Raw genomic sequence first — 16,899 nt, forward strand, 5'->3', positions numbered from 1 at the left:
GGCGATTACTGCAGGCCGGCAAGCAGCTTGTCGATCTCCGCCAGCTTGGCGGCCTTGTCGGCGGCGGCCAGCGTGGTGTCGGCGTCGATCTTGTTGCGCTTGCTGAACAGGTCCAGCTCGCGGATCGGGATCAGCTGCGCATTGGTCGACGGCTTGAAGCCCGACAGCTTGGAGATCTTCATCACGATCTCCTTCTCACGCGCATCGGTCTTGGCGTAGTTGTAGAAGAAGTTCTTGATCTTGTCCTTGGTGGCTGCCGGCACTTCCTTGCTCATCACCAGCGGATCCAGGGGGATCAGCGGCGAGGTCCAGATCACGCGCAGCTCCTTGAACTTCTCGGGCTGGCGTTCCTTGAGCTTTTCCAGGTTCTCGCTGTTGTTGGTGGCCACGTCGACCTGCTTGTTCGCCACGGCGAGCGCGTTGGTTTCGTGGTTGGCGTTGCGCACGACCTTGAAGAAGCTCTTGGGGTCGATCTTGTTCTTGCCGAACACGTAGTAGCCGGGCACCAGGAAGCCCGAGGTCGAGTTCGGGTCGCCGTTGCCGAAGGCCAGGTTCTTGCCTTCCTTGAGCACGTCGTTGACCGACTGGATCGGGCTGTCCTTGTGCACCACCAGGTGTGAGTAGTAGCCCTGGGTGCCGTCGGCGTTGACCATCTGGGCAAAGACTTCACCGTTGGCGCGGTCCACGGCTTCCATGGCCGACTTGTTGCCGAACCAGGCGACCTGCACCTTGTTGAAGCGCATGCCTTCGATGATGCCGGCGTAGTCGGAAGCGAAGAAGGCCTTGACCTTCAGGCCGGTCTGCTTGGCCATGTCGTCCAGCAGCGGCTGCCAGTCGGACTTGAGGTTCTGCGAGGACTCGGTCGAGATGATCCCGAAGTTGATTTCCTGCGCCCAGGAGGCGGTCAGGGTCAGGCCGAGTGCGACGGCGGCGAGGGTCTTTTTGATCATGGGTGGGTCCTTGGGGTGGAACGGAAAGAGAGGAGGCAAAAACGGAGAGGGTGCTCAGGCGGCGTGCGCGAGCGGGGCCGGCCAGGGCACCACGGTGGGCGCCGGTGCGGGCGAGGGCAAGGTGTGCAGCGAAGAGCTGCCGTTGAGGATTTCGTCGGCCTGCATGCCGTAGAGGCTGCGCAGCAGGGCGGGAGTCAGTTCGCGCGAGGGGCCGTCGAACACGACGCGGCCTTGGTGCAGGGCGATCACGCGCGGGCAGTAGCGCATGGCCATGTCGACCTGGTGCAGCGAGACCACCACAGTGCTGCCGTCCTCGCGGTTGATGCGGGCGAGGATCTCCATCACCTTGCGCGAGGCTTCGGGGTCGAGCGACGCAATTGGCTCGTCGGCCAGCACCACCTTGGCGCCCTGCACCAGGGTGCGGGCGATCGCGGCGCGCTGCTGCTGGCCGCCCGAGAGCGTGGAGGCGCGCTGCGCATGGCACTCCGCGATGCCGACCCGGCCCAGGGCCTCGATCGCCAGCGCACGCTCCTGCGGGGTGAACCAGCGGGTCCAGGCGCGCCACCAGGGCATGCCATGCAGGCGACCCACCAGCACATTGACCATCACCGGCAGGCGGTCGACCAGGTTGAACTGCTGGAACACGAAGCCGATCTGCGAACGGATCTTGCGCACATCGCGCTGGATGCGGCCTTCGCGCTGAACACACTGGCCCGATACCTCGATCACCGAGCCGGGCGTGCCGTCGGCGGCCATCAGGCCGGCCACGTGGCGCAGCAGGGTCGACTTTCCCGAACCGGACGCACCGATCAGCGCCACCATTTCGCCGGGGCGGATGTCAAGGTTCACGTTGTCGAGCGCGAGCTTGCAGCCGGCGAAGCGCTTGCTGAGGTTCTGGATGCGAAGGGCTGAGGACATGGTCTTGCTCCGTGCTGCAAGTTATCTAGACAAGTCGCAGTGTCCCGGGCTTGTGTGACAACTGTTTGAAGGCGGCGGGAAGTTTTGATGGCGCGGAGGGCGGCCTGGCTCAGAGCACGCGTTCGCCTTCGCGCCAGACACCACGCACCACGGCCTGTCGCCGGCCGTCGGGCAGGTCGACCAGCTTCACGCGCACCAGGTCGGCCCGCTTGCCGGGCGCGATCTCGCCGCGGTCGTCCATGCCGCAGGCCTGCGCCGGGTTGCGCGTGACCGTGGACACTGCGGTGGGCATGTCCAGGATGCCGTCGTCCACCAGCCGCACCACCGCGCTCAGCAGACTGCCCGGCACGTAGTCGGACGAGAGGATGTCCAGCAGACCCTGTCGCGCCAGTTCGGCCGCAGCGACGTTGCCCGAGTGCGAACCGCCGCGCACCACGTTCGGCCCGCCCATCACCGTCAGCAGGCCGCGTTCGTGCGCCGCGCGGGCGGCGACCACGGTGGTCGGGAACTCGGAGACGCTGGCGCCTTCGGCGTGTGCCTGCTCGACATGGGCCAGGGTGGTGTCGTCGTGGCTGGCCATCGCGATGCCGTGTGCGCGGCAGTAGTCCACGAAGTACTGGCGGTGCGGGTCGGCGTAGCGCGCCTGCAGTTCGGCCGCGTGCTCCACCTGGCGCAGGAACTTCTCCAGGCTCCAGCCCTTCTTGCCGGTGTAGTAGACCTTGGCCACATCGATGTTCTCCCACTGGCGCTGGCCGGGGGTGTGGTCCATCAGCGAGATCAGCGACAGGCGATGGTGGCCGTGGAAGGGTTCGAACAGGTCGATGGTGTTGGGCGCGGGCAGTTCGCAGCGCACGTGCAGGTGGTGGTCGGCGCGCAGCAGGCCCTCGCGGGCGCAGGTGTCGATGGTGTCGACCACGCCGTGCCAGGTGCTGCCGCGCAGGCTGTCGGGGTCGGCGTCGCCCACGCCCAGCGCGTCGAACACGGTGGTGATGCCGGCGGCGGCCACCTCGGCGTCGTGCGCCAGCAGGGCCGGCATTTCGGCCCACTGCACCTTGGGCCGCGGCATCAGGTGGCGCTCGAAGTTGTCGGTGTGGATCTCGACCAGGCCGGGCAGCAGGTAGTCGCCTTCGAGGTCCAGGCCGACGTGGCCCTGGCGGTGGCCGGGGTCGATGGAGGCGATGGTGCCGCCGGCCGCCGCGAGGCTGCCTTCGACCACTTCGTCGCCCAGCACGATGCGGGCGTTGCGGAACACGGTGGGGGTCATGGAGCACTCCGGAAGCGGGCGATGTCGATGCGGCGGGTGGCGACGGCGGCCCCCACCTCGGGGTCGTGGAAGATGCCCATCAGCGCGGCGCCGCGGGCGACGGCGTCGTGGATGAGTTCGATCACGGTGCGGGTGTTGGCCTTGTCCAGCGAGGCGGTGGGTTCGTCCAGCAGCAGCAGCGGACGCGGCTTGATCAGGCTGCGCGCGATGTTGATGCGCTGCTGTTCGCCGCCTGAGAACGTGGCCGGCGGCAGCGGCCACAGGCGTTCGGGAATGCGCAGACGCGTGAGCCAGGCGCCGGCCTCCTGCCGTGCGGCCCCGACCTGCTCGGCCGACGGCGTGCCGTCGCCCAGCAGCGGTTCGGCCACCACGTCCAGTGCCGGCACGCGCGGGATCACGCGCAGGAACTGGCTGACGTAACCCACGCTGTCGCGGCGCATGGTGACCAGCTCGCGCGGGGAGGCCTGCGTGATGTCCAGCGTGTCGCCGCCCGCGTGGTGCAGCGTGATGCGGCCGCTGCTGGCGCGGTAGTTGGCATAGACCAGCTTGAGCAGGGTGCTCTTGCCCATGCCCGAGGGGCCGTCGAGCACCAGGCACTCGCCGGCGTGCAGGTCCAGGTCGACCTGGTCGAGCACGCGCAGCTGGGCCTCGTGCTGGTGGTGCAGCGTGAAGCGCTTGGAGACGCCTTGCAGCGTGAGGACGGGTGTGTTCATGGCTGGAGGACGGAAGAGACGAGCAGCTGGGTGTAGGGGTGTTGCGGGTCGTCGAGGACCTGGTCGGTCAGGCCCGACTCGACGATGCGGCCGCGCTGCATCACCACCATGCGGTGCGCCAGCAGGCGCGCCACGGCGAGGTCGTGCGTGACGATCACCACGGCCAGCTGCATCTGCCGCGTGAGCTGGCGCAGCAGGTCCAGCAGCCGGGCCTGCACCGACACGTCCAGGCCCGAGGTCGGCTCGTCCATGAAGACCAGGCGCGGCTGCGTCACCAGGTTGCGCGCGATCTGCAGCCGCTGGCGCATGCCGCCGGAAAACGTGCGCGGCGCGTCGTCGATGCGGATCGGGTCGATCTCCACCCGCTGCAGCCATTCTTCGGCGTGGGTGCGCAGGTCGCCGTAGTGGCGCTGGCCCAGGCCCATCAGGCGCTCGCAGACGTTGGCGCCGGCCGAGACGTCCATGCGCAGGCCGTCGGCCGCCTGCTGGTGCACGAAGCCCCAGTCGGTGCGGGCGAGCAGGCGCTGCTGGGTCTGGCTCATGGCGTGCACATCGTCGAGCTGGCCGTCGCGGCCCTGGAACAGGATCTGTCCGGCGTCGGGGCGCAGGCGGGCGGCGAGCGTGTTGAGCAGCGTGGTCTTGCCCGAGCCGGATTCGCCGACGATGGCCAGCACCTCGCCGGGCCAGAGTTCGAACGAGGCCTCGTGCAGGGCGACCTGCTGGCCGTAGCGTTTGCTGACGCCTTGCGCGCGCAGCAGGGGGGTGGAAGAGGCGGTCATGGTGTGGTCACGAAGCTGATGCCGTGGCGCTGGAAGCCCAGCGATTCGTAGAAGGCGTGTGCGCGCTCGCGCTTCTGGTTGGAAGAGAGCGCGAACTTGTAGCAGCCGGCCGCGCGGGCCTGCCCCAGGGCGTGCGCCATCATCTGTTGGCCGATGCCCTGGCTGCGGTGGTTCTGGTCCACGACCACGTCTTCGGCGATCGCGGACGGCGTGCCCATGTGGGCGAGGTTGTGCATCACCAGCAGGGCGTAGCTGCCCAGCACTCGGTCGTCGGCGTCACAGGCGACGAAAAGACGGTAGTTGGGATAGCGCGCGAACTGCGCGTGGATGTCGCGGGCGCGCGGGAGGTCGAGCACCTTCCCGTCGTCCAGGCCCGGCTGCGCGTACAGCGCCAGCACCTGCGGCAGATCCTCGGCCGTCGCTTCGCGCAGCACCAACGGGTCAGTCATGCGCGCGCTCCGCCGTGGCGAGCTGCGCGGCCTGGCGCTCCTGGCGCTCCTGGCAGTGGTCGGAGTCGGAGCAGACGTGCATGCGGCCGCCCTGGTCGTCGGTGATGACCTCGTCCAGGAAGCTGTCGGTCGCGCCACACAGGGCGCAGGCGGCGTCCCACTTCTGCACCTCGAACGGGTGGTCCTCGAAGCCCAGGCTTTCGACCTTCGTGTACGGCGGCACGGCGTAGATGCGCTTCTCGCGCCCCGCGCCGAAGAGCTGCAGGGCCGGGTTCATGTGCATCTTGGGGTTGTCGAACTTCGGGATCGGCGACGGCGCCATCAGGTAGCGGTCGTTCACCATCACCGGGTAGTCGTAGGTGGTGGCGATGTGGCCGTGGCGCGCGATATCTTCGTAGAGCTTGACGTGCATCAGCCCGTACTCGGCGAGCGCGTGCAGCGTGCGCGTCTCGGTCTCGCGCGGCTCCAGCCGCTGCATCGGCTCGGGCACCGGCACCTGGTAGACGATCACCTGGCCCTCGCGCAGCGGCGTTTCGGGAATGCGGTGACGGGTCTGGATGATGTCGGCCTCGGTCGTGCGCGTGGTGACGTCGACGCCGGTGGTCCGCTGGAAGAAGCGGCGGATGTTGACCGCGTTGACCGTGTCGTCCGAGCCCTGGTCGATCACCTTGAGCGTGTCCTCAGGCCCGATCACCGAGGCCGTGACCTGGATGCCGCCCGTGCCCCAGCCGTAGGGCAGCGGCATCTCGCGCGAGCCGAACGGCACCTGGTAGCCGGGGATGGCGACCGCCTTGAGGATGGCGCGGCGGATCATGCGCTTGGTGCGCTCGTCCAGGTAGGCGAAATTCACGCCGGGTTCGGTGGCGGGCGCTGCGGGATGCAGCAGTTCTGGGTGCAGTGGGGCGTTCATGCGCGCTCCTGTTCGGTGATCTCGGCGCGCATGCGGCGCACCAGCTCCAGTTCGGACTGGAAGTCGACGTAGTGCGGCAGCTTCAGGTGCTGCACGAAGCCCGAGGCTTCCAGGCTGTCGCTGTGAGAGAGCACGAACTCCTGCTGCTGCGCGGGCGCCTCGACCGTCTCGCCCAGTTCGGGCGCACGCAGCGCGCGGTCCACCAGGCTCATCGCCATCGCCTTGCGCTCGCTGTGGCCGAAGGCCAGACCGTAGCCGCGGGTGAACTTCGGCGGCTCGGTCTTGCTGCCCGCGAACTGGTTGACCATCTCGCACTCGGTGATCTCGATGTCGCCGATGGAGATCGGAAAGTCCAGCTCCTCCGGCGTCAGCTCCACCGCCACCTGGCCCAGCCGCACCTCGCCCACGAAGGGGTGGGTGTGCGAGTAGCCGCGCTGGGTCGAATAGGCCATCGCGAGCAGGAAGCCTTCGTCGCCGCGCGCCAGGTTCTGCAGGCGCGTCGCGCGGTCGGCCGGAAAGCGCAGCGGCTCGCGCGTCAGGTCCACCGGTTCGGGGTCGCCCTCGGGCACCGGGTGGGTCTCGATCAGGCCTTCCTGGTTGAGCAGGTCCACCACGCGCGGGGCTGGCGCGGGCACGGCGGCGGTCGCGGCGTCGGTGCCCGGCGCCGCCGCGTTGGCCATCAGCGTGAAGTCCAGCAGGCGCTGGGTGTAGTCGTAGGTCGGGCCCAGGATCTGGCCGCCGGGCAGGTCCTTGAAGGTGGCCGAGATGCGACGGTCGGGGCGCATGGCTTCGGTGCACAGTGCCCGCGTGGTGCCCAGCCGCGGCAGCGTGGCGCGGTAGGCGCGCAGCAGGAAGATCGCCTCGACCAGATCGCCCGCCGCCTGCTTGATCGCCAATGCGGCCAGCTCGGGGTCGTAGACCGAGCCTTCGGTCATCACGCGGTCCACCGCCAGCTTCATCTGCTGGCGGATCTGGTCCACGCTCAGTTCGGGGGCGCGGGGATCGCCGCGGCGCTGTTCGGCCAGCAGCCGGTAGCTGTGGAGGATGGCGGTCTCTCCGCCCTTGACGGCCACGTACATGTTCAGGCTTCCTGCATGGCGCGAACGCGCGTGGTGCGGGGCAGGCCCGCGATGTGGGTAGGGGTGGCGAGGAACAGGTCGACACCGCGCGGGAACCTGGCGTGGTTCGCGTCCCATTGCGTCGCGAAGTCATCGGGCAGGCCGTGCACCGACAAGGTCTGTTCGGCGGCAATGCCGGGGCCGGTCAGAACGATGTCCAGCGCGCAGGGGCTGTTCAGCGCACCCACCTCGACCACGCAGGTTGCGGACTGGTCCGGGTACTCGTCGGTGCCGGCATCCAGCGAGGCCAGCGCGGGCAGTGCGTCGCCCTCTGCCACCCAGAGAAAGCGCGCGGTAGCCGGAGACGCGGCCCAGCGGCAGCCGGTGTGGAACCGCAGCCACGCAGCGGCGTCGGTACCGGCCAGCGAAGGCGAGAGCCAGACGCTGCAGTCGCTGTCCACCAGCGCCTGCAGCAGCGCTGCGGCGGCGCCGTGGCCGTGGCGCGGCAGGGCAGAGACCTCGGGCATCTCGATCACGCGGCCGGGGTGCGACAGCGCCGACAGCGCGGTGCGGAACACCGCCTGGCTGCCCAGCGCGGCGTCGTGAAATCCGGGACGCACCTGTTGCAGTTCGTCGGTCTTCATGCGTCTTCTCCTTCGTCGGGCGAGCCGGCCTCGCGCGCCACGGTGAAGAAGTCCACCCTGGTTGACTGCGCGCGTGCCGCCTGCTGCGCCTGCTGCAGTGCCAGGTGCTGACGCACCGGTTGCAGCACGGTGTCGTCGATCGCCCCGTGCCGCGCCGGGTCCTGCAGCAGCGCATCGGCGATGGCGGCGAGCTGCGCCTGGCGGTGGTTGCGGCCCATCACATAAGACACCCCCACGGCGCTGCCTTCGCCACCCACGCGCAGGGCGCAGCGTGTCACCGTGATCTCGCCCAGGTTGAAGCGCTCGCCTGTGCCACCGGCGCGGCCCTGCACCATGTACAGGCCGGTCTCGGGCTTGCGCAGCCATTGCGGCGGTGCGCCGGTCTGATCGGCCAGTGCGCGTTCCAGCAGCGGCAGCGGCGCCCGCGACAGCAGGGCCATCCATTCGGGGCGTGGTGTGGGCCGGTTCGGCCCTGTGTTGTCAAACGCGTGAAACATCTTGGTGATAGTCTGAAATCTGTGTAGACAACTTGTTGTCGCCACCCAGCTTAGGTTTCACCTGTGTCCCTTTCATGACAAGAACCATCGCTACCACCGCGCTCCTGTTGCCCGACCCCGCACACAGCTTCTGGGCCCGCATCGCCCACGAACTGGCCGACGCCATCGGCAGTGGCATCTATGCCCCCGGAGAGCGCCTGCCGTCGGAGCATTCGCTGGCCGAGCAGTTCGGCGTCAACCGCCACACCATCCGCCGTTCACTCGCCTCGCTCGGCCAGATCGGCCTGGTGCGATCGAGCCAGGGCAGCGGTACCTACGTCGAAGACTTCGCGGTCGACCTCGTGCTGGGCCGCCGCACGCGGCACCGCCAGAGCCTGGCGCAGGCCGGCCTGCCCGGCGGCATGCAGGTGCTGGATGCGCAGACCGTGCGCGCGACGGCCGATGTGGCGAAGGCGCTCGAGATCCGCACCGGTGCCACGGTGCTGCATCTGCAGGTGGTGGGCGACGGTGGTGGTCAGCCGCTGCACGTCAGCGACCGATACTTCCCCTGCCCGCGCTTCGCGGGTCTCGATGAACTGGTGCGGCAGAGCGGCTCCATCACCCAGGCCTTTGCCGCGCTGGGCGTGCCCGACTACACGCGCCGCCAGAGCCGCATCTCGGCGCGCCTGCCCGAGGCCGAGGTGGCCGCACACCTGAAGCAGCCGGCGGCGCGCCCGGCCCTCTATGTCAGCAGCGTCAACGTCGACCCTGCTGGCACACCGATCGAGTACGCCTGCACCTGGTTCGCCGGCGACCGCGTCACCCTCACCGTGGACCACGACCATGTCGGCTGATGTGCTGCAGCCCCACCGCGTGGCGATCTACGCGGCCCCCGATCCCCGCTCCGCCTGGTGGGCGCAGGGCAGTTCGTGGCTGGGGCGCTGCGCCATGCGCCGCTTCGCCCTGCCCCAGCCGGTGATCGATGGCGTTGACGCCTCGATGCAGACCAGGGTGACTGCAGACCCGTGCCGCTATGGCTGGCATGCCACGCTCAAGGCGCCGTTCCGTCTGGCGCCGGGCGTCGGGCTGGAGGCGCTGCGCGACCGGGTGGCCGAGATCTGCCGCGACCACCGCCCCTTCGGCCTGCCCGATCTGCAGGTGGCGCGCCTGGGGTCCTTTCTGGCCCTGCGGCCGGCTGCTCCGCCGCCGGCGCTCGGCGCCCTGGCCGACGACTGCGTGCAGCGCCTGCAGGTGCTGGCCGCGCCGCTGGACGATGCAGAACTCGTGCGCCGCCGCCGTGCGCCGCTCACCCCCGAGGAAGACGCGCTGATGCTGGCCTGGGGCTACCCGTGGGTGCTGCACAGGTTCCGGTTCCATTTCTCGCTGACCGGTGCCCTCGGCGGCATTCCCGACGGGGCGGTGGAGCGGCTGCAACAGGCGGCCAGCGCCCACTTCGAAGGTCTGCCACCGTGGCGGCTGGACCGTCTCTCGATCTTCATCGAACCGACCCCGGGCGCCGACTTCGTGCTGCTCGAACAGCTGGAGCTGGGCGCATGACCCAACGTCTCATTTACGTGGTCGGGCCTTCGGGCGCCGGCAAGGACAGCGTGCTGCACGGTCTGCGCGCGGACTGGGCCGGACTGCCTCCGGCCCACTGGGCACGCCGCACCATCACCCGCGCCGCGCAGGCCGGGGGCGAGGCGCATGAAAGCGTCAGCGACGATGGCTTCCTGAGCCTGCAACAGGCGCAGGCGTTTGCCATGGCCTGGCAGGCCAACGGGCTCTCGTACGGCGTGCGCCGCACCGAGCTCGTCCCGCTCGCCAGCGGCCAATGTGTGTTCGTCAATGGCTCGCGGGCCTATCTGCCGCAGGTGCTCAGGCAGTGGCCCCAGGCCACCGTGGTTCACCTCACCGCGCCTTCGGACGTGTTGCTCCAGCGGCTGCGGGCCAGACAGCGGGAAAGCGTGCAGGCGATCTCCGACCGGCTGGCCCGCGGCGTCGATCTGGCGCTGCCCGAAGACACGATCCGCATCGTCAACGACGGGCCCATCGGCGACGCGGTCGACATGCTCCGCGTGGCACTGCAGTTGCGGTTCGGTGCGGAGGCGGTGACTGCCCGATGAGGCTGGTGTCGCTCAATACCTGGAAGGCGGACGGCGACTACCCGCGCCGGGTCCGCGCGATGGCCGACGGGCTGGCGGCCCTGTCTGCGGACGTGATCGCCCTGCAGGAAGACTTGCGCACCGCCGACGGCCTGACGCACACGGCGCTCGCGTTGGGGCGGGCACTGGCCATGCACCTGGCCTGGGTGCCGGCGCGGGCCAAGCCGCGGGATGTTGGCATGCGCCGGACCATGACGACTTCCGGCCTGGCGGTGCTCAGCCGGCAGCCGGTGCTGGAGCAGCGGGTGATCGGGTTGCCACAGGACGCGCGCGACGGCGAGCGCGTGGCGCAGTGCTTGAGACTAGCGGGAGAGGGCGGTGACTGGTGGCTGGTCAACCTGCACCTGACGCACCTGCCCGACCGTGCCGATTTGCGGCGCGCGCAGGTTCAGGAGGTTCTGGACGGGGTGGACCGGTGGGCGGGCACGCTACCGGTGGTGCTGTGCGGCGACTTCAATGCCTCGCCCGAGCAGGCGGACATCGCGCTCTGGCTGCAACCCCGCGGGCCGCTGGCCGATGTGTTCGCCGGCCGCCCCAAGGTCACGCACCACACGGAAGCTGGTGTGGCCTGCAACCTGGATCACATCTTCGTGCGCACCGCAGACGGGGCGCCGCCGGTCGCGGTGCGGTCTGCGGCCGTGGTGCTGGACCAGCCCGACGCCCACGGCGTCATGCCCAGCGACCACTTCGCGGTCTGCGCCGACCTGTCGCTCTGACAGCGGCGCAGACGGTTCACATCACTTCACTTCGGTGACGAACTGCTCCAGCGGGCGGCGCACCTTCTTCAGGTTCACCAGCCAGTCGCCTTCGGCGGCGCGGTAGCCCAGCGGCACGATGGCGACGCTGCGCAGGCCGCGCTCGCGCAACTTGAGAATCTCGTCCAGCTTGGCCGGGTCGAAACCTTCCATCGGTGTCGCGTCGACTTCTTCAAACGCGGCGGCGATCAGCGCGGCGCCCAGGCCGATGTAGGCCTGGCGGGCGGCGTGGTTGAAGTTCAGCTCGGCGTCGCGCTGCGGGTAGCTCTTGAGCAGCATCTGGCGGTAGTTTTCCCAGCCTTCGTTGGTGAAGCCGCGCTGCTCGTTGGTCAGGTCGAACATGTGGTTGATGCGCTCGGCCGTGTAGTTGTCCCAGGCGGCGAACACCAGCAGGTGCGAACCATCGGTGATCTGTGCCTGGTTCCAGGCGATCGGCTGGATCTGCTCGCGCACGGCCTTGCTCGTGACCACGATCATCTCGAACGGCTGCAGGCCGCTGGAGGTGGGCGCCAGGCGGGCGGCCTCGATGATGCGGTCCACCTTCTCTTGCGGCACGGCCTTGGCCGGGTCCATCTTCTTGGCGGCGTAGCGCCATTGCAGTTTGTCGATCAGGACGGGGGCTTGGGGTTGCGACAGGTCGCTCATGCAGTTCTCCGGAAGGGGGGGAATGCCCGCACCGTGCGGGCACATGGGCGGATCATGCCGCAGCGCAGCAAGACGCGATGTCGCCCAGGCGGAACGGCCGGAATGGAACGCCCATGTACCGAAGCCGCAGCGCGCGGGCGGCGGATCGGGTATACGCGTGCGCCGGTTCAGCGCGACACGTCGTCCCAGCGCAGGCCGTGTTTCTGCAGGTATTTGCGCAACCGGTCCGCGTCGTTGACCACGGTGCGCTGGGTGCGCGAGCGGTGGAACAGCGTGCGCCCGGCCTCCGACAAAGTGCGCGAGGCGCGGCAGACCTGCACCACGGCCGACAGCTGCAGGCGGTCGAACAGGTCGAGCTGGTCCAGGGCCTCTGCGCCCATCACATCGGACAGGTCGATGGTTTCCGACACGGCGGCAGCGCCCTCCGCGCCATTCATCTGCCAGAGCCACCGCAGGCGCTGCAGCTCGGCCTCCACCAGCGGCGCCGCGATGCGCCCGCCTTCGGCCAGCGTGCACAGCCGCGTCACGCTCGCGGCCAGGTCGCGGAAGTTGCCGCTCCACAGCGCCTCGGGCGATTGCGCGAACCGCAGATAGAGCGCCTTGGCCTCGGCGTTGAAGCGCACGGCGCGGCCCAGCTCGGCGGCGCAGCGCGTCACCAGGTGGTCCACATTGGGCTCGATGTCTTCGGGCCGCTGCGCCAACCCTGGCAGCGTGTACGACCAGAGGTTGATCCGCGCATACAGGTCTTCGCGGAAGCGCCCTTCGCGCACATCCACCCGCAGGTCGCGGTTGGTGCCGGCGATCAGCTGGAAGTCGCTGCTCACCTCGCGGTCGCTGCCCACGGGGTAGAAGCGCTTCTCTTCCACCGCCTTGAGCAGCATGGCCTGCTCGTCCAGGCCCAGTTCGCCGATCTCGTCGAGGAACAGCACGCCGCCGTGCGCGGTGCGCAGCAGGCCGGCGCGGTCACTCACGGCGCCGGTGAACGCGCCCTTCTTGTGGCCGAACAGCGTGGACGCCGCACCCTCGCCCTGCAGCGTGGCGCAGTTCACTTCCACGAAATCGCCCGCCACCTGGTGGCGCGACTTCTTGAGCTCGAACATGCGCCGTGCCAGGTGCGACTTGCCCGCGCCGGTCGGCCCGGTCAGCAGGATCGGCGCTTTCGAGCGCAGGGCCACCCGCTCGATCTCCTCGATCAGCGCGTTGAAGTGCGGGTTGCGCGTGGCGATGCCGTTCTTGAGGAAGTCGAGCGCATCGCGCTGCGCCTGCTCGAAGCGCTGCGCGAGCGTGTCGTAGCGCGAGAGGTCCAGGTCGATCAGCGCATAGCTGCCCGGGTTGCCCGCCCGCTGCTTGCGCGGCGGCGAGGTCTGCAGCAGCACGCCGGGAATGTGGCGCGCCTCCGTGAGCAGGAACATGCAGATCTGCGCGACGTGCGTGCCGGTGGTGATGTGCGTCCAGTAGCGCTCCTGCTCGGGCTGGAAGGGGTACTGCTTCACCCAGTCGTAGAGCACGCCGTAGACCTCACCGAAGTCCCAGGGGTCGGCCATGGCCAGCAGCACCAGCCGCACCTCGGTCTCGGGCGAGGCGGTTTCGATGTCCTGCTTCATCTGGTCGGCCAGCGCCTGGTGCGGCTGGGTGTAGAGCAGCTCCAGCCGGTGCACCTGCATGTCCTCGTGCTGCACCAGCGAGACCGTGGGGCGCCACTTCTCCCAGCGCCCCGCGCCGCGCCCGCTGTCGAGCTGGGTGCCGAGAAATCCGATGACGACGGTTTTGAGGGACATGGCTTGCCAGATAAATAGCTAGCTCAAATTCTAGCAATGGAAATGTTTATGTTCGGGTGTCGTTGAGAAAAACCAGTTGCGCTGTAGATGTTTTCCAATGAAATCAATGGGGTAAGGGAAAGCTGGTTGATCCGTTCTGGACCTGGCACACCCGTTGCAAAGGAAGGAGCACACAAGTTGAATGCACACGGAGAACCCCATGGTCAACACCCAACTCTTTCAAACGCTCAAGGGCCAGCTGCTGCCTCAGGCCACGGCCCAGAACCAGGCGGGCGCACCCGCCTACGCCCTGAGCCCCAAGCACCAGCTGGCGCAGATTGCTGCCACTGGTTGCCTGAGCCAGACCTTCTATGCCGACGCCCAGTCGCAGCTCGACGCCGTGACTGTGCTGGCCGCACAGGTGGAGCCCGCGTTCGTGGCGAAGACTGCTGTGTACGCCCGCCAAGCTGCCTTCATGAAGGACATGCCCGTGCTGCTGGCTTCGCTGCTGGCGGTGCGCGATGTCACCCTGCTGTCGCAGGTGTTTGGTCGCGTGGTGGACAACGGCAAGACGTTGCGCGGCTTCGTGCAGATGCTGCGCAGCGGTGCCCTGGGTCGAAAGTCCCTGGGTACCCGGCCCAAGAAGCTGGTGCAGCAATGGTTGCTGAACGCCACCGAGAAGCAGCTGCTCAACGCCGCCGTGGGCAACACGCCCTCGCTGGCCGACGTGGTGAAGATGGTGCACCCCAAGCCCGCCGAAGCCTGGCGCGCGGCCTGGTTCGCCTGGCTGATCGGCAAGCCGTTCGACGAAGCCGCCTTGCCGCCCGCCACGCAAGCCTTCGAGCGTTTCAAGCGCGCTCTGGCCCAGGGTGAAGTGATCGAGGTGCCGGATGTGCCGTTCCAGATGCTGACCGCGCTGGAGTTGCAAGCCGCTCAGTGGGCGCAGATCGCCCGCGCCGGTTCGTGGCAGATGGTGCGTCAGAACCTGAACACCTTTGCGCGGCATGGCGTGTTCCAGCCGCCCGGTCTGACCGAAGCGGTCGCGGCCAAGCTGCGCGATCCGGTGGCGGTGGCCAAGGCGCGGGTATTCCCGTACCAGTTGATGGCGGCCTTCAAGGCCTGTGGTGAGGGCGTGCCGGCGGCGGTGCGCGAAGCGCTGCAGGACGCGATGGAAGCCGCGCTGGTGAACGTGCCAGCGTTGGCCGGCCAGGTGGTGGTGTGCCCCGACGTGTCGGGCTCCATGGGTTCGCCCGTGACCGGCCACCGCGTGGGTGCCACCTCGTCGGTGCGTTGCATCGATGTGGCGGCGCTCGTGGCGGCGGCGGTGTTGCGAAAGAACCCGCAGGCCCGTGTGTTGCCGTTCGAACGCGATGTGGTGAAGCTTGCGCTGAACCCCCGCGACTCGGTGATGGCCAACGCCCAGGCGCTGGCCACCATCGGCGGCGGTGGCACCAACTGCAGCGCGCCGCTGGCCTTGCTGAACAAGGAGCGTGCGAAGGTGGATCTGGTGGTCCTCGTCTCGGACAACGAGTCGTGGGTCGATGCGCGGCGCGGTGGTGCGACCCAGACGCTGATCGAGTGGGAAAAGCTCAAGCAGCGCTGCCCACAGGCCAAGCTGGTGTGCATCGACATCCAGCCCTGCCGCACTACGCAGGCCGTGGAGCGTGCCGACATCCTGAATGTCGGCGGCTTCTCGGATGCGGTGTTCACGATGCTGGCGCAGTTTGCCAAGGGCAACGCCGGCGCAGACCACTGGGTGGGTGAGATCGAGAAGGTCTCGCTGGTCCAGCAGTAGAACGAAGAATGCGTCGTCGCGTGGCGAATGCCGGTGGGACTACATCCAAACTGTCTCGTCTCACCACCTGTTGGTCGCCACGCGGGGGCCGTTGAACGAATGATGTGTTTTTGCGCGAATGCGGACAGGACTACATCGGTACGCCGGGGGTTCGAATCCTCAACCGGGAAACCGGCATGGCAGAGTCTTGTCAACCCTCGTCGCGCTCTTTTGTTTTGGAATGTCTCGCGGCGAATGCCGGTGGAACTACAGCCTATAACGCTCGATGTCGCGGGTTCGAATCCCGTCGGCTCCATCACTGGGGGGCCGTAGCTCAGTCAGGTAGAGCACGAAAACGTTTCACCAACCCTTGTCGCCGGGGGACATGCCTTTTGATCAAGATGCGAGGAACAACATGAACAACTACAACACCGAACAACCCGAAGGCGGCGTGCCCATCAAGATGTGGACGCGCGGCGTGCCCGTCGAAGACGAAGCGAAGAAGCAGCTGGCCAACACCGCGCGCCTGCCCATCGTGTTCAAACACATCGCGGCCATGCCCGACGTGCACCTGGGCATCGGTGCGACCGTGGGCTCGGTGGTGCCGACCTTCAAGGCGATCATTCCGGCGGCGGTCGGTGTGGACATCGGCTGCGGAATGATGGCCTGCAAGACCACGCTGCGTGCCGAAGACCTGCCCGACAACCTGGGGCCGTTGCGCGCCGCGATCGAGAAGGCCGTGCCGCACGGCATGACGCCGATCCGCCAGCGTGCGGGGCGCGACAAGGGAACTTGGGAGAACCCGCCTTCTCTGGTGGACCAGGCCTGGGCGACGCTCAAGGACGAGTTCGACGCGATCTGCGAGCAGTACCCGCGCCTGAAGAACACCAACAACCACAAGCACCTGGGAACGCTCGGAACGGGCAACCACTTCATCGAGGTCTGCCTCGACGAAGGCGGCGCTGTGTGGTTCATGCTGCACTCGGGTTCGCGTGGCGTGGGGAATGCCATCGGCACCACCTTCATCGAACTGGCGAAGAAGGACGCCGAACGCAACAACGTTCACCTGCCCGACCAGGACCTGGCGTACTTCGAGGAAGGCTCTCAGTACTTCGGCGACTACGTGCGCGGCGTGGGCTGGGCGCAGAAGTTCGCTCGCCTGAACCGCGAGGTGATGATGAAGAACCTGGTCGCCACCGTGCGCCAGGTGATCACCAAGCCGTTCGAGACGCATGTCGAGGCGGTGAACTGCCACCACAACTACGTGCAGAAGGAAACGCACTTCGGTGAAGACGTCTTCGTGACCCGCAAGGGTGCGGTGAGCGCCAAGAAGGGCGAGCTGGGCATCATCCCCGGGAGCATGGGGGCGCGCAGCTACATCGTGCGCGGCCTTGGCAACCCCGAGAGTTTCGAGAGCTGCAGCCACGGCGCGGGCCGCGTGATGAGCCGGACCAAGGCCAAGAAGATGTTCACCGTCGAGGATCAGATCAAGGCGACCGAAGGCGTGGAGTGCCGCAAGGACGAAGCCGTGATCGACGAGATCCCGATGGCCTACAAGGACATCGACGCGGTGATGGAAGCGCAGAAGGACCTGGTGGAGGTGGTGTACACGCTCAAGCAGGTGCTGTGTGTGAAGGGATAGGAC

18 protein-coding genes are annotated in these 16,899 nt (G+C 68.1%); 6 read left to right on the plus strand and 12 right to left on the minus strand.

What is annotated here, in order from left to right; all coding sequences use genetic code 11:
* Positions 1–5 precede the first annotated feature (5 nt).
* From phnD to phnG, 10 genes are all read right to left on the minus strand, one after another.
* Entirely contained in the window at positions 6–950 is a 945-nt protein-coding gene (phnD, locus tag ACLIJ1_RS18210) for a phosphonate ABC transporter substrate-binding protein (protein ID WP_411366955.1), read from the minus strand.
* A 54-nt stretch (positions 951–1,004) separates the two neighbouring features.
* A complete protein-coding gene (gene phnC / locus ACLIJ1_RS18215) occupies positions 1,005–1,868 on the minus strand; it encodes a phosphonate ABC transporter ATP-binding protein (RefSeq protein WP_411366956.1) in 864 nt (287 codons plus the stop codon).
* Between the two features lie 109 nt (positions 1,869–1,977).
* Complete coding sequence (locus ACLIJ1_RS18220; RefSeq protein WP_411366957.1) at positions 1,978–3,132, minus strand: alpha-D-ribose 1-methylphosphonate 5-triphosphate diphosphatase; 1,155 nt, start codon at positions 3,130–3,132, stop codon at positions 1,978–1,980.
* Positions 3,129–3,845 (minus strand): phosphonate C-P lyase system protein PhnL, encoded by a 717-nt coding sequence (gene phnL / locus ACLIJ1_RS18225; protein ID WP_411366958.1) that lies wholly within the window; start codon positions 3,843–3,845, stop codon positions 3,129–3,131. Before phnL ends, ACLIJ1_RS18220 begins: the two co-directional genes overlap by 4 nt.
* The gene (gene phnK, locus ACLIJ1_RS18230; RefSeq protein ID WP_411366959.1) at positions 3,842–4,624 is read right to left on the minus strand and encodes a phosphonate C-P lyase system protein PhnK; all 783 of its coding nucleotides are present in this window, start codon (positions 4,622–4,624) and stop codon (positions 3,842–3,844) included. Before phnK ends, phnL begins: the two co-directional genes overlap by 4 nt.
* Positions 4,621–5,073, minus strand: a complete 453-nt coding sequence (locus ACLIJ1_RS18235; RefSeq protein ID WP_411366960.1) for an N-acetyltransferase family protein — start codon at positions 5,071–5,073, stop codon at positions 4,621–4,623. The genes phnK and ACLIJ1_RS18235 overlap by 4 nt, the downstream gene beginning before the upstream one ends.
* On the minus strand, positions 5,066–5,983 hold the full coding sequence (locus ACLIJ1_RS18240) for an alpha-D-ribose 1-methylphosphonate 5-phosphate C-P-lyase PhnJ (protein WP_411366961.1): 918 nt from the start codon (positions 5,981–5,983) through the stop codon (positions 5,066–5,068). Before ACLIJ1_RS18240 ends, ACLIJ1_RS18235 begins: the two co-directional genes overlap by 8 nt.
* Positions 5,980–7,062 carry a carbon-phosphorus lyase complex subunit PhnI gene (locus ACLIJ1_RS18245; protein WP_411366962.1) on the minus strand — a complete coding sequence of 361 codons (1,083 nt, stop codon included), beginning with the start codon at positions 7,060–7,062 and terminating at the stop codon, positions 5,980–5,982. The genes ACLIJ1_RS18240 and ACLIJ1_RS18245 overlap by 4 nt, the downstream gene beginning before the upstream one ends.
* Positions 7,063–7,064: 2 nt before the next feature.
* Positions 7,065–7,685: a phosphonate C-P lyase system protein PhnH gene (gene phnH / locus ACLIJ1_RS18250; RefSeq protein WP_411366963.1), complete on the minus strand. Its 621-nt coding sequence runs from the start codon at positions 7,683–7,685 to the stop codon at positions 7,065–7,067.
* Positions 7,682–8,182: a phosphonate C-P lyase system protein PhnG gene (gene phnG / locus ACLIJ1_RS18255; RefSeq protein ID WP_411366964.1), complete on the minus strand. Its 501-nt coding sequence runs from the start codon at positions 8,180–8,182 to the stop codon at positions 7,682–7,684. Before phnG ends, phnH begins: the two co-directional genes overlap by 4 nt.
* Positions 8,183–8,256: 74 nt before the next feature.
* Here phnG and phnF point away from each other — a divergent pair, with 74 nt between their 5' ends.
* From phnF to ACLIJ1_RS18275, 4 genes are read left to right on the plus strand one after another with little or no spacing between them, the layout of a single operon-like run.
* A complete protein-coding gene (gene phnF, locus ACLIJ1_RS18260; protein WP_411366965.1) occupies positions 8,257–9,015 on the plus strand; it encodes a phosphonate metabolism transcriptional regulator PhnF in 759 nt (252 codons plus the stop codon).
* A complete protein-coding gene (locus ACLIJ1_RS18265) occupies positions 9,005–9,718 on the plus strand; it encodes a DUF1045 domain-containing protein (protein ID WP_411366966.1) in 714 nt (237 codons plus the stop codon). The genes phnF and ACLIJ1_RS18265 overlap by 11 nt, the downstream gene beginning before the upstream one ends.
* Positions 9,715–10,284, plus strand: a complete 570-nt coding sequence (gene phnN / locus ACLIJ1_RS18270; RefSeq protein ID WP_411366967.1) for a phosphonate metabolism protein/1,5-bisphosphokinase (PRPP-forming) PhnN — start codon at positions 9,715–9,717, stop codon at positions 10,282–10,284. The genes ACLIJ1_RS18265 and phnN overlap by 4 nt, the downstream gene beginning before the upstream one ends.
* Positions 10,281–11,039: an endonuclease/exonuclease/phosphatase family protein gene (locus ACLIJ1_RS18275; RefSeq protein WP_411366968.1), complete on the plus strand. Its 759-nt coding sequence runs from the start codon at positions 10,281–10,283 to the stop codon at positions 11,037–11,039. The genes phnN and ACLIJ1_RS18275 overlap by 4 nt, the downstream gene beginning before the upstream one ends.
* Positions 11,040–11,060: 21 nt before the next feature.
* Here the strand turns inward: ACLIJ1_RS18275 and ACLIJ1_RS18280 are convergent, their stop codons facing one another.
* The gene (locus tag ACLIJ1_RS18280) at positions 11,061–11,723 is read right to left on the minus strand and encodes an NAD(P)H-dependent oxidoreductase (RefSeq protein ID WP_411366969.1); all 663 of its coding nucleotides are present in this window, start codon (positions 11,721–11,723) and stop codon (positions 11,061–11,063) included.
* Positions 11,724–11,890: 167 nt separating this feature from the next.
* Positions 11,891–13,501 carry an RNA repair transcriptional activator RtcR gene (gene rtcR, locus ACLIJ1_RS18285; RefSeq protein WP_411366970.1) on the minus strand — a complete coding sequence of 537 codons (1,611 nt, stop codon included), beginning with the start codon at positions 13,499–13,501 and terminating at the stop codon, positions 11,891–11,893.
* Between the two features lie 199 nt (positions 13,502–13,700).
* On the opposite strand from rtcR, the gene ACLIJ1_RS18290 reads away from it, so the two are divergent.
* Positions 13,701–15,275 carry an RNA-binding protein gene (locus ACLIJ1_RS18290; RefSeq protein ID WP_411366971.1) on the plus strand — a complete coding sequence of 525 codons (1,575 nt, stop codon included), beginning with the start codon at positions 13,701–13,703 and terminating at the stop codon, positions 15,273–15,275.
* Between the two features lie 394 nt (positions 15,276–15,669).
* Entirely contained in the window at positions 15,670–16,896 is a 1,227-nt protein-coding gene (locus tag ACLIJ1_RS18295) for an RtcB family protein (protein ID WP_411366972.1), read from the plus strand.
* The last annotated feature ends 3 nt before the right edge of the window (positions 16,897–16,899 follow it).

Origin of the sequence: Hydrogenophaga sp. RWCD_12 (genome assembly GCF_046604225.1) — a bacterium.
In the GTDB taxonomy this organism is placed as follows: Bacteria; Pseudomonadota; Gammaproteobacteria; order Burkholderiales; family Burkholderiaceae_C; genus Hydrogenophaga.

Excerpts from the sequence above, each read along its gene's own strand:
- phnH (WP_411366963.1), bottom strand. The coding sequence starts at position 7,685 with ATGAAGACCGACGAACTGCAACAGGTGCGTCCCGGATTTCACGACGCC.
- phnD (WP_411366955.1), bottom strand. The coding sequence starts at position 950 with ATGATCAAAAAGACCCTCGCCGCCGTCGCACTCGGCCTGACCCTGACC.
- ACLIJ1_RS18290 (WP_411366971.1), top strand. The coding sequence starts at position 13,701 with ATGGTCAACACCCAACTCTTTCAAACGCTCAAGGGCCAGCTGCTGCCT.
- phnF (WP_411366965.1), top strand. The coding sequence starts at position 8,257 with ATGACAAGAACCATCGCTACCACCGCGCTCCTGTTGCCCGACCCCGCA.
- ACLIJ1_RS18265 (WP_411366966.1), top strand. The coding sequence starts at position 9,005 with ATGTCGGCTGATGTGCTGCAGCCCCACCGCGTGGCGATCTACGCGGCC.
- phnL (WP_411366958.1), bottom strand. The coding sequence starts at position 3,845 with ATGAACACACCCGTCCTCACGCTGCAAGGCGTCTCCAAGCGCTTCACG.
- ACLIJ1_RS18220 (WP_411366957.1), bottom strand. The coding sequence starts at position 3,132 with ATGACCCCCACCGTGTTCCGCAACGCCCGCATCGTGCTGGGCGACGAA.
- phnN (WP_411366967.1), top strand. The coding sequence starts at position 9,715 with ATGACCCAACGTCTCATTTACGTGGTCGGGCCTTCGGGCGCCGGCAAG.
- rtcR (WP_411366970.1), bottom strand. The coding sequence starts at position 13,501 with ATGTCCCTCAAAACCGTCGTCATCGGATTTCTCGGCACCCAGCTCGAC.
- phnG (WP_411366964.1), bottom strand. The coding sequence starts at position 8,182 with ATGTTTCACGCGTTTGACAACACAGGGCCGAACCGGCCCACACCACGC.
- phnC (WP_411366956.1), bottom strand. The coding sequence starts at position 1,868 with ATGTCCTCAGCCCTTCGCATCCAGAACCTCAGCAAGCGCTTCGCCGGC.
- ACLIJ1_RS18295 (WP_411366972.1), top strand. The coding sequence starts at position 15,670 with ATGAACAACTACAACACCGAACAACCCGAAGGCGGCGTGCCCATCAAG.
- phnK (WP_411366959.1), bottom strand. The coding sequence starts at position 4,624 with ATGACCGCCTCTTCCACCCCCCTGCTGCGCGCGCAAGGCGTCAGCAAA.
- ACLIJ1_RS18245 (WP_411366962.1), bottom strand. The coding sequence starts at position 7,062 with ATGTACGTGGCCGTCAAGGGCGGAGAGACCGCCATCCTCCACAGCTAC.
- ACLIJ1_RS18235 (WP_411366960.1), bottom strand. The coding sequence starts at position 5,073 with ATGACTGACCCGTTGGTGCTGCGCGAAGCGACGGCCGAGGATCTGCCG.
- ACLIJ1_RS18240 (WP_411366961.1), bottom strand. The coding sequence starts at position 5,983 with ATGAACGCCCCACTGCACCCAGAACTGCTGCATCCCGCAGCGCCCGCC.
- ACLIJ1_RS18275 (WP_411366968.1), top strand. The coding sequence starts at position 10,281 with ATGAGGCTGGTGTCGCTCAATACCTGGAAGGCGGACGGCGACTACCCG.
- ACLIJ1_RS18280 (WP_411366969.1), bottom strand. The coding sequence starts at position 11,723 with ATGAGCGACCTGTCGCAACCCCAAGCCCCCGTCCTGATCGACAAACTG.